This window comes from Moorena sp. SIO3E8 (assembly GCF_010692445.1).
In the GTDB taxonomy this organism is placed as follows: Bacteria; Cyanobacteriota; Cyanobacteriia; order Cyanobacteriales; family Coleofasciculaceae; genus Moorena; species Moorena bouillonii.
This window is the reverse complement of the sequence record NZ_JAAHHM010000196.1, coordinates 1-9,562: the sequence shown is the minus strand read 5'-3', so window position 1 is coordinate 9,562 and position 9,562 is coordinate 1. Positions and strand designations below refer to the sequence as shown.

General features: G+C 42.1%; 16 protein-coding genes and 1 pseudogene. 14 read left to right on the top strand and 3 right to left on the bottom strand.

Going from position 1 to position 9,562, the window contains the following annotated elements; all coding sequences use genetic code 11:
* Window positions 1-134 precede the first annotated feature (134 nt).
* Window positions 135-374, top strand: a complete 240-nt coding sequence (locus F6K46_RS36040) for a XisI protein (RefSeq protein ID WP_293067294.1) — start codon at window positions 135-137, stop codon at window positions 372-374.
* A gap of 61 nt (window positions 375-435) precedes the next feature.
* A complete protein-coding gene (locus tag F6K46_RS36035; RefSeq protein ID WP_293067291.1) occupies window positions 436-804 on the top strand; it encodes a hypothetical protein in 369 nt (122 codons plus the stop codon).
* 39 nt (window positions 805-843) lie between these two features.
* Here the strand turns inward: F6K46_RS36035 and F6K46_RS36030 are convergent, their stop codons facing one another.
* The gene (locus F6K46_RS36030; protein ID WP_293031490.1) at window positions 844-1,077 is read right to left on the bottom strand and encodes a hypothetical protein; all 234 of its coding nucleotides are present in this window, start codon (window positions 1,075-1,077) and stop codon (window positions 844-846) included.
* Between the two features lie 10 nt (window positions 1,078-1,087).
* Between F6K46_RS36030 and F6K46_RS36025 the strand changes: the two genes are divergently transcribed.
* Entirely contained in the window at window positions 1,088-1,486 is a 399-nt protein-coding gene (locus F6K46_RS36025; RefSeq protein ID WP_293067288.1) for a hypothetical protein, read from the top strand.
* 232 nt (window positions 1,487-1,718) lie between these two features.
* Here F6K46_RS36025 and F6K46_RS36020 read toward each other — a convergent pair.
* Both F6K46_RS36020 and F6K46_RS36015 read right to left on the bottom strand, forming a co-directional pair.
* A protein-coding gene (locus tag F6K46_RS36020; protein WP_293067285.1) for an ISKra4 family transposase occupies window positions 1,719-2,779 on the bottom strand; the annotation gives its coding sequence in 2 pieces (ribosomal slippage) (window positions 1,719-2,626 and window positions 2,626-2,779; 1,062 coding nt in all).
* 105 nt (window positions 2,780-2,884) lie between these two features.
* Window positions 2,885-3,280 carry a hypothetical protein gene (locus F6K46_RS36015; protein ID WP_293067282.1) on the bottom strand — a complete coding sequence of 132 codons (396 nt, stop codon included), beginning with the start codon at window positions 3,278-3,280 and terminating at the stop codon, window positions 2,885-2,887.
* Window positions 3,281-3,327: 47 nt separating this feature from the next.
* Between F6K46_RS36015 and F6K46_RS36010 the strand changes: the two are divergent.
* The 11 genes and pseudogenes from F6K46_RS36010 to F6K46_RS35960 all read left to right on the top strand — a co-directional run.
* A pseudogene (locus F6K46_RS36010) lies at window positions 3,328-3,750 on the top strand (tetratricopeptide repeat protein); the annotation flags it as partial.
* A 179-nt stretch (window positions 3,751-3,929) separates the two neighbouring features.
* Entirely contained in the window at window positions 3,930-4,154 is a 225-nt protein-coding gene (locus tag F6K46_RS36005) for a hypothetical protein (protein WP_293067279.1), read from the top strand.
* Window positions 4,144-4,482 carry a type II toxin-antitoxin system VapC family toxin gene (locus tag F6K46_RS36000; protein ID WP_293067276.1) on the top strand — a complete coding sequence of 113 codons (339 nt, stop codon included), beginning with the start codon at window positions 4,144-4,146 and terminating at the stop codon, window positions 4,480-4,482. The genes F6K46_RS36005 and F6K46_RS36000 overlap by 11 nt, the downstream gene beginning before the upstream one ends.
* A 73-nt stretch (window positions 4,483-4,555) precedes the next feature.
* Complete coding sequence (locus F6K46_RS35995; protein ID WP_366510862.1) at window positions 4,556-4,714, top strand: type II toxin-antitoxin system RelE/ParE family toxin; 159 nt, start codon at window positions 4,556-4,558, stop codon at window positions 4,712-4,714.
* Window positions 4,707-5,012, top strand: coding sequence for a helix-turn-helix transcriptional regulator (locus tag F6K46_RS35990; protein ID WP_293067273.1), 306 nt, complete (start codon window positions 4,707-4,709; stop codon window positions 5,010-5,012). Before F6K46_RS35995 ends, F6K46_RS35990 begins: the two co-directional genes overlap by 8 nt.
* 214 nt (window positions 5,013-5,226) lie before the next feature.
* Complete coding sequence (locus F6K46_RS35985) at window positions 5,227-5,529, top strand: type II toxin-antitoxin system Phd/YefM family antitoxin (RefSeq protein WP_293067271.1); 303 nt, start codon at window positions 5,227-5,229, stop codon at window positions 5,527-5,529.
* Window positions 5,530-5,617: 88 nt separating this feature from the next.
* A complete protein-coding gene (locus F6K46_RS35980; RefSeq protein WP_293067268.1) occupies window positions 5,618-5,833 on the top strand; it encodes a type II toxin-antitoxin system HicB family antitoxin in 216 nt (71 codons plus the stop codon).
* Window positions 5,830-6,054: a type II toxin-antitoxin system HicA family toxin gene (locus F6K46_RS35975; RefSeq protein WP_293067266.1), complete on the top strand. Its 225-nt coding sequence runs from the start codon at window positions 5,830-5,832 to the stop codon at window positions 6,052-6,054. The genes F6K46_RS35980 and F6K46_RS35975 overlap by 4 nt, the downstream gene beginning before the upstream one ends.
* Window positions 6,054-6,314: a hypothetical protein gene (locus F6K46_RS35970; protein WP_293067263.1), complete on the top strand. Its 261-nt coding sequence runs from the start codon at window positions 6,054-6,056 to the stop codon at window positions 6,312-6,314. Before F6K46_RS35975 ends, F6K46_RS35970 begins: the two co-directional genes overlap by 1 nt.
* A 38-nt stretch (window positions 6,315-6,352) precedes the next feature.
* Complete coding sequence (locus tag F6K46_RS35965; RefSeq protein ID WP_293067260.1) at window positions 6,353-8,422, top strand: prolyl oligopeptidase family serine peptidase; 2,070 nt, start codon at window positions 6,353-6,355, stop codon at window positions 8,420-8,422.
* Window positions 8,423-8,564: 142 nt separating this feature from the next.
* Window positions 8,565-9,494 carry a hypothetical protein gene (locus F6K46_RS35960; RefSeq protein ID WP_293067257.1) on the top strand — a complete coding sequence of 310 codons (930 nt, stop codon included), beginning with the start codon at window positions 8,565-8,567 and terminating at the stop codon, window positions 9,492-9,494.
* Window positions 9,495-9,562 lie beyond the last annotated feature (68 nt).

Sequence of the window (9,562 nt, the reverse complement as noted above, 5' to 3'; positions counted from 1 at the left end):
AAATCTAAGAAAAGAGAAGGCAGTGATAAATGAGTTCTTTTGGAGTTAGTTGCGCCGTGTACTTGGAGACTTGTTCGCACGGTGCTTAGGGGACGAAGCGGGGGTAACCCTGCTGACTTACCCAATCCTCTGTAATTATCAGTAGCGATTGCAATCATTTTATGCTGCTCCATGAAGGCTGGGAAAACCATTGCCGTGTATATGGTACTATAGTTCATGCTGAAATCCGCGATAGTAAAATCTGGATTCACTATGATGGGATTGAGGATGGTATCACGGATGAATTGGTTGCCACAGGAGTTCCGAAGGATAGGATTGTTCTTGCTTTTCATCCCCCTGATATTCGTCAATATACTGGATATGGGATTGCTTAGCAAAGGGAACATTCCAGTAAGGTGATAATGATTCTTGTTTGGTTAAGATAAGGTTTTTGATATGACAAGTTTATTACAGTATGTCACGAATGAGCAGGGAGAACGAGTTGGGGTTTTATTGGATTGGAACACCTATTCTCGACTCGCTAATCCATTAGGGTTGGATGAGGAGTGTTTACTTGGTTTGAGTGTAGATGAGTTAGAAGCACTGGCAACTTGTAAATTGGCTGTGGCAGATCAAACTCGTTTGGATGATTTAGTGGCCAGAAATGTAGAATCATTGCTCTGCACTGATGAGGTGGCTGAGTTAGATGACTTGTTGGGAAAGGCGGATCAATTGACCATTCTCAAAACTCGCGCCAGATATATATACAATCTCTGTGCTTATAAAATGGGACAACGGCAGCGTGAGTGTTTAGATTCGGATTGAGTTACAGGGACAAATTCGTAATCGCTTTAGTTATTCTATTTATCGACAATTTTGATTCTTATTTTTCAGACGTTGAGCGAGTAAACAATCCTCAAAGCTCAATGCTTCTTCGTCTAGGAAGTTGGAAATTGCCATTTCAATGGTAGCTTCGAGGGAACATTCGAATTCCGTAGACTTTTCCTGGAGTGCAACCTTTATGTAGTCAGGCAAATACTTGACAAGCTGAGCGATCGCTTCTGGGGAAAGGTGTTGGGTGGTGAAGGTTTGAGTCATAAGACTAGGTTTGGTTAAACTTGTAAAGCCGAGTTTTGTGGAACGGGCATCAGGTGTGGAACTGGCATCTTGCCAGTTTCAATATATTATCGGGCGGGCATCAGGTGTGGAACTGGCATCTTGCGTGGAACTGGCATCTTGCCAGTTTCAATATATTATCGGGCGGGCATCAGGTGTGGAACGGGCATCTTGGGTGGAACTGGCATCTTGCCAGTTTCAAGATATTATCAGGCGGGCAGGATGCCCAATCTACTCCTATTCATGGGAAGATTCAGCAACGCCCTATCGATTGCTTTGGTCACTTATCCTGTCGAATAACCCACTACAACACGTGCAATTAGCCGGGAGCATGTCACTTATGCAGAGCATTTGTACTAGAGGTAGATTATCTGTTGCCCGCTTTATGTAAATAAAACATAAAAGAGACTGTTAATCGGCATTTATGTCCTACACTGTAAAGTGCAGGGCAGTGTGCTATTAGTATTTTGAATAGAGTTGGATTTAATGGGCGAGTTCTATTATAATCCCTCAACTAGGCCACATCTGTGAATAACTTCATTAGTTTTGGGATAATTCACACGTCCGATAAGAGTGAGTTTTATCGTTAGTTAATGAAGCGTGTTTTTACTGAAAACCTGCTACTAAAGATTGTTATTGAGATAAGCACATCGATGTTTGAGAACTTGAGGCACATTTTCAGGTTTCCACTGTGCTCCAGAAATCTTCAGTCGTCGGTCAATTTGTTTGACTGTAGATTCAACAGCTCCTGAAGCAATGGAACAAATTGACTGCTCTTGATAGTATTTATAGTTAATAATACGCTCTCGATGAGTCTCTAAATAATTACAGAAGTTTTCGGCTTGTTTTTTAGTCAAAGGAGAAATCAAGTTAAGAGTTTCATCAACGTTACCTGACCACAATAAACTTTTGGCTTTTTTCAATCTTTTCAGTGAACCACCGACCTTATGGAAATTTTCAACTAAGTGAAACCAATCAAGAATTTCCCGTTTTTCTCCTGGACAATTAAATTGTTTAAAAATATTCCAAATCCCAGGATGCCCGTCCCCCAGGCAATTCAGTGGGTCTGATAACGGTTGCTCATTCACCCAATTTATTAATTCCTCATTTTCGGAAAACCAAGCTTTTCTCGTGGATTTATTCACACAGATTGCCTTATAATCTTTCCAGAGACAAGGTTCTCCTTTTTTTGGCGTTCTTAACCTTACTTTTCCTCCATCTACACTCACTTCTTCAATATCTTTACTACAGTCATTGTCAGTAAAATTATAACGATGTACTAGTCTTTGTTGTGTTTTTGCTGAGATTTTCATTCCTGTATAGTAGTCAATATCTCTGGCAGCATTATCATAAGATACATTGGCGCTTGCTCGAACACAACACTGCTCTAAAAACGGACTTATTCTTTGGTTAGTTTCGAGATTTAATCGGATGGCTTGCTTTTCGGTTATTGGTAATTTTCCAATGATACTCTTTAATGTTCTCAGTCTTCCGGCCTCGGTTTTTGTTGTTTCTTTGATAAAAAAAAACCGATTTTTGGTGTGATATACTCTAAAGTTTTCTCTCTCACAGTTTCTTCTATTCCCGCCATTGTGTCTAGTTTGGTCGGATCAGAGTCCTCATAAAGAATCTTGGCAATTGCTTGAAGATACTCGTTGAGCTCTTTTTGCTTTTCAGGGGTCATTTTGGGATTAATTCTTAATTTTTTAGGTAGCTTGACACAGATAAACTCAATTTACTCATTTTGTCAAGTAGTTCATTTGTTCTGCAAGTTTGACCTGCTCCCCAATTAGCCCAACGGGCTAGGGCTTAGCCTACGCACTTTCAAGGCTTCTTGAGAATTGAGTTTACGCTTTCCGTTTAATATATCTAAAATCGCTTGCTCTTGCTCAAAAATACCTAACAAATCTTGTATCGTTAGATTATAGTCTTCCATTAATGTCTGTAATAATTCTGCATCGGTTAATTCGGGGAATTGTTCAGTTTTTTCTTCATAGTCATAGACTAACATCCCTAATACCCTGAGATAATCTTGATCATCTTGATTAAGCGGTTTTTGATCTAATAGGTCGTTGATTCTTTGTTGGGTGGCGATTAATTCAGCATTATTGGTAATGGGACGGGGCGCAAATTCGGTGATTAATTTCAGGTAATAAGGACTAGGGTTGGTTAAACCAGTTGTCATTTTTCAATTTCTACTTATCCTAGTCTGCCTTAGTATACTATTCTGGGGAATATCATAAAGCAGAACTATTTCACCAGGACGCGATTAAGGTAATTGAAGAGTTCTACGGTCCCAATCACCCTAACTTAGCAGTGCATAAAGCAAGTTTGGCACTGACCTACAAAACCCTGGGGCGCTTGACCGAGGCCATAGAATTGTATCAAGAGTGCATCAAGTCCCTGAACTCAAGTTACGGCAACAATCATCCCCAAGTGGGAATGTACCTGAGTGACTTGGCTTGGCTGATCTCGGAAGAGAGTAACGAGTTGGACAAGTTAAAGCTAGCTGTGAGCTTTTTCCACAAATCTCTGAGCATCCTCACGCCAGTGCTAGAGCCTAATCATCCTAGTATTCGTAATGCCCGGAAGGGGCTAACTGTGCTCTACGGTCGAATCGGGAATCGGGAATCGGGAATCGGGAGTAGGGAATAGGGACGAAAGTAGATCAGGCCATTGAGACGTGGGATTAGCGGAAAGGGTTAGGGCTTTGCGATTGGCCGTAGGCCACGCTACGGGATTGACCGTAGGTCACGCTACGCGAATGCACTATGCTAATAGACGATCAATCGCGCTAAGATAAGCTAAGGTAATGTCCACTCATTCTACTGGCAATGGAAGTTCTAAAACTGACCACTAAGACTGATGAATCTGGTTGTTTGAATCTTACGATTCCGACCCATTTAAGGGCAGTTGAGGTTAACGTTGTTCTTGTTTTAGATCCAGTTTCATCAGTTGAGAAGCAGGAATTAAACTATGATTTTTCTGATTTGGTGGGGCGATTAACCTTTGGGGGAGATGCGGTAGCAATGCAAAGGACTCTAAGGGATGAGTGGTAATCGCTATTTTCTGGATACGAATGCAATTGTGGCCCTACTGCAAGGAAATACTCAACTAATTCAATTATTACAAAATGCTGAGTGGATCGGGATTTCAGTTATTAGCCAAATTGAGTTTCTGGCGTTTTCTGGGCTAGCCGAAAGCGATTGCCAACTTTTTCAACAGTTTCTTCAGCGAGTAGAGGTGATCGGTTTAGTGTCGATTGACACTGGGTTGATTGAGAAAATTATTGAAATTCGCCAGCAATATAGGTTGAAATTGCCCGATGCTATAATTGCGGCGATGGCAATACAAAATTCTGCCAGTTTGGTGACCGCTGATCAATAATTTGCGAAGGTAACGGTTTTAACAGTAATTAATTGGTAGCGACTGCCCTATATAGCACTACGCATTAAGGTGTTTGACATTGATACAAGCAGCAAAAGCTATTTATGTGCTTCATGTTTTCCAGAAAAAAACACAGAAGACCTCAAAGCGGGACATTCAACTAGGACAGAAGCGTTATCAGGAGATGGTTCAGTTTAGAAAGGAACAAAAGGATAAACATAAAAATGACTGATGAAAAAACCGTCAACGTCCTGTTAGGGGATGACAATGTATTTAAAGATTTGGGATTTGAGGCAGAAGAAGCAATGAATCTCAAGGTAAGAGCGGATCTGATGTTAGATTTACGTTCCTATATTCAGGAGCGGGGATGGACTCAAAATGAGGCAGCAGAGTTTTTGGGAGAAACCCAACCGAGGATTAGTAATTTAATGAATGGTGAAATTAGTCGATTTAGTGTGGATAAGTTAATTAATTTGCTAGGAAAAGTAGGGATGGAAGTGAAGGTAGAAGTCGTCCCGAAAGTTTTATAGTTTTCAGCTATCAGCTATCAGCTATCAGCTGAACACTGACGGCTATCAGCTATCAGCTATCAGCTGACCACTGACGGCTATCAGCTATCAGCTATCAGCTGACCACTGACGGCTATCAGCTATCAGCTGACCACTGACGGCTAAATGGATCCCATTAGACAAAACAGTTTCAAGTTATTAACATCAAATTATCAAATAATTTCTAAAAACTATCATGTTTAGTCTGAGTGACATCCATCCACTCTCAGAATTCCAACGGGGCGCTAAAGCCTTTATCGCAAGGCTCAAAGAAACTAAAGCACCAATCGTTCTTACTGTTAATGGCAAAGCTGCTGCAGTTGTTCAAGATGCTGAAAGCTATCAGCAACTTCTCGATAGGATGGAATTGCTTGAGTCTATTGCGGGCATCCGAAAGAGTATTGAGGAGTTTGAGCAAGGAGAAGGTATTCCGTTAAAGGAAGCATTTCAGCAGCTTCAGGAAAAATATGGCCGACCAGAAATTACCTCACCTATTTAGGAAATCCTATAAAATGCTATAATTTGATTATATAGTAAATATTGCTAAGCAAAATATACTATCTATATTCAATAAATTGAAATCAAAAATGAGTCGAGAATTTAATGTAATTATCGAGCAGGATGCTGATGGCTACTTTGTAGCTTCTGTTCCCACTCTTAAAGGGTGTCATACCCAAGCAAAATCTTTGGATGAATTGATGGAGCGTATTCGAGAAGCGATCGCCCTTTGTTTGGAATTTGAAGAAAATGTAGAAGATTCCCTTGACTTCGTTGGTGTACAGCGAGTTGCAGTGGAAGTATGAGTCAATTACCAAGTTTAACTGGACGGGAAATTATCGCAGCACTGGAGAAAGCAGGGTTTACAGTGGCGAGGGTACGTGGAAGTCACCATATTTTAATTCATGATGACGGACGTAGAACCGTCATCCCGGTACATTCTGGTGAAACCATTGGGCGTGGTTTATTGTCCCAAATATTGCGTGACACTCAGCTTAGTCGTGAGGAATTCAGGGAATTGTTGTGATGGCTGTGTTAATCCACTACAAGATTGACCTACGGTCAATCGCGCCAAATTTTTGTGCGAATCTTGTGAAGCAGTACAGTCTTGGGGTTTCCCCAAGTAGAGTAACTGCTGAACCCGGAGGGTCAAGAAGCGCGAACAGTGACAATTTCCCACAGTCCCATAGCAATGCGATCGCAAAAATTGAAAGTATCTCGGGTAGGCTCCCTAAAACGTTATGCCCCATAGCTGCCCATGTCCTCCAACCTCGACCCAAAGAATAGAAACGTTAAACTAGAAACGCTCCTCACCATCTGCGACCATGCCATCTACCAGTCAACCCCTGAACTATCCCAAAAGCCGCAAAGCCGACCAAGTCGATGATTACCACGGTACTCTAGTTGCTGACCCTTACCGGTGGCTAGAAGACCCAGATTCAGAGGAAACTAAGGCTTGGGTAGAAGCACAGAATCAAGTCACCTTTGGTTATCTCAGCGAAATACCAACACGGGAAACACTTAAGCAGCGCATCACCAAGCTATGGAATTACGAGAAATATAGCACTCCGTTTAAAAAAGGCGATCGCTACTTTTATTTCAAAAACGATGGTCTCCAGAACCAAAGTGTTCTCTACACCTTGACCTCCCTGGATGCTGAACCAACCCTATTACTTGACCCCAACACCCTTTCAGAAGATGGTACCGTTGCCCTATCAGGTTTAGCCATTAGTAAAGATGGCAAGCTGCTCGCCTATGGTCTGTCTAGGTCTGGTTCTGATTGGCAAGAGTGGCAAGTGCGGGAGGTAGAAACCGGTCTTGACCTCTCGGATCAGATTAAGTGGGTGAAGTTTTCTGGGGCATCTTGGACTCACGACAATCAAGGTTTCTTCTATAGCCGCTTCGATGAACCCAATGAAACCACTAAATTAGAAGACCTCAATTATTATCAAAAGCTCTATTATCATAAGCTGGGAACACCCCAGTCAGAGGATAGTCTGATTTATGAGCGCCCTGACCAGAAAGAATGGTTCTTTAGTGGTCGAGTCACTGAAGATGGTAATTATCTTATCATTATAGTTGACCAGGGTACTGACCCCAAGAATCTGGTGTTTTATAAAAATTTGCAAGACCCAGATTCCCTAGTTGTGGAACTGATTAACGAATTTGATGCCAGCTATAGCTTCATCGGGAATGATCAATCAGTATTTTGGTTCAGCACAGACTTAGATGCCCCTCGTAGTCGAGTCATTGCCATAGATACTAATCATCCTGATCAGGCACAGTGGCAAGAAGTAATTCCCCAAGCGGATGAAACCCTAGAAGGTGTTGGCTTACTCAACAACCAATTTGTGGCCGATTACCTCAAAGATGCTCACTCCTCCATCAAAATTTTTGACCTGGATGGTTCCTTTGTGCGGGAAGTTGAATTACCTGGTATTGGTTCCGCTGGTGGTTTCAATGGGTTACGTTATGATACTGAAACCTTCTACAGCTATACCAGCTTCACCACCCCTGCAACCATCTATCGCTACGACATGGTAAGTGGGGAAAGTACCATTTTCCGGCAGCCCCAGGTAGACTTTAATCCCGATGACTACGAGACCAAACAAGTTTTCTACCCTAGCAAAGATGGCACCCAAGTGCCTATGTTTATCACCCACAAGAAGGGATTGGAGTTAGATGGCAATAACCCCACTTACCTCTATGGCTACGGCGGCTTTAATATCTCGATCACCCCTAATTTCTCCATTAGCAATCTGGTATGGATGGAAATGGGAGGTGTTTATGCTGTTGCCAATCTCCGTGGTGGCGGTGAGTATGGGGAAGATTGGCACCAATCTGGCACAAAACTCAACAAGCAAAATGTATTTGATGATTTCATAGCAGCGGCGGAGTGGCTAATTGATGCTCAGTACACCTCACCACAAAAATTAGCGATCGCAGGCGGTAGCAATGGGGGATTATTGGTCGGTGCTTCCATGACTCAGCGTCCAGACTTATTCGGTGCAGCCCTACCAGCGGTGGGAGTACTAGATATGTTGCGCTTCCATAAGTTTACCATTGGTTGGGCCTGGTGTTCCGATTACGGTTCCCCAGATAACCCAGAGGAATTTAAAGCCCTTTACGCCTATTCCCCATTACACAATCTCAAACCAAAAACCCCTTACCCTGCTACCCTGATTACCACCGCTGACCATGATGACCGGGTTGTCCCTGCCCATAGTTTCAAATTTGCGGCAGCCTTGCAGGAGGCCCATGAAGGGGAACAACCAGTGTTAATTCGCATTGAGACCAAAGCAGGCCATGGTGCAGGGAAGCCCACCAGTAAGATAATTGAAGAGATTGCTGATAAGTGGGCGTTCTTACTCAGAAGCCTAGAGGTAGAGGTTTAGAAGTTAAACAGAGCATAACTTGCCTAGGATTTTCAGGCTAGGATCTAGGACGCAGTTCACTAGATCGTATATCATTTTTTTGACAGAAGGGGGCAAAAAAGCCCACTTCTACTGCTCTTTTTGACTAGAGTGCTGGTTAATCATGGACCTATCTGCTATTTTAAACGTTGCCCTTGGCTTATTTTTTGTCTACCTGATTACCAGTCTGTTAGCCTCTGAAATCCAAGAATATCTCGCTAGCGTTTTACAATGGCGGGCTAAACACCTGCAGAGGGCTATCGAAAATTTAATTAATGGTGGTATTCAGTTAGGAAATATAACCCTGAAAGATGTGGTCGATGAGTCAGATCAAGAATCAGTTAATGTAACCGTTGATCAGATTAACAATTTAAAAAAGACCAAACGGCTTTTAAAAAAATTATATCAAAATCCGTTGCTTAAATCAGTTAATCACGAAGCCAAAGACCTAGATAACCAAAATGAATTAAAGTCAAAATCTAACTCAAAGGTTAGTGGGCCTTCCTATATTCCATCAGATACCTTTGCCACCGCTTTAATCATGACCATTGTTCAGCAGGCATCAACCTTAAAAAATAATGCCGAGATTACCCTGGACAATTTTAAAACAGCCCTTGAAGAAGAGAAGATAAAAAATTTACTTCCGGAAGACTTAAAGATAACCCTTTTAACCCTGATTGATAAAGCAAAATTTGAATACTCTGACCGGAACAAAGACCTGAAAAAACTCCAAGAAGAACTAGCAACATGGTTTGACGAATCCATGGCACGAGCGGCAGGGGTATACAAGCGTCAGTCTAAAGCCATATCTTTTTTAATTGGATTAGTGATTTCCCTAGCCTTGAATATCGATACCATCAATATCAGCAATCAATTCTATAAAAACCACAGTGTAAGAGCTGCTGTCAATCAAGTCACTAATAGAATTGTTAATGAAACCGGTGCCTGTTTACAGCAAGAATCAAACAGTAATGACTGTTATGATAGTATAACCTGGGCGACCGATGAAGGCGCTCAAAGGAGTGAGAATTCCATAATTCTCCATAGAGGCTAGAGTTCAAGCGAAGTTCCCACCCGAAGGGGCGCTGCGAGATGGATATATCCGGCTTCTGAGCTAGAATA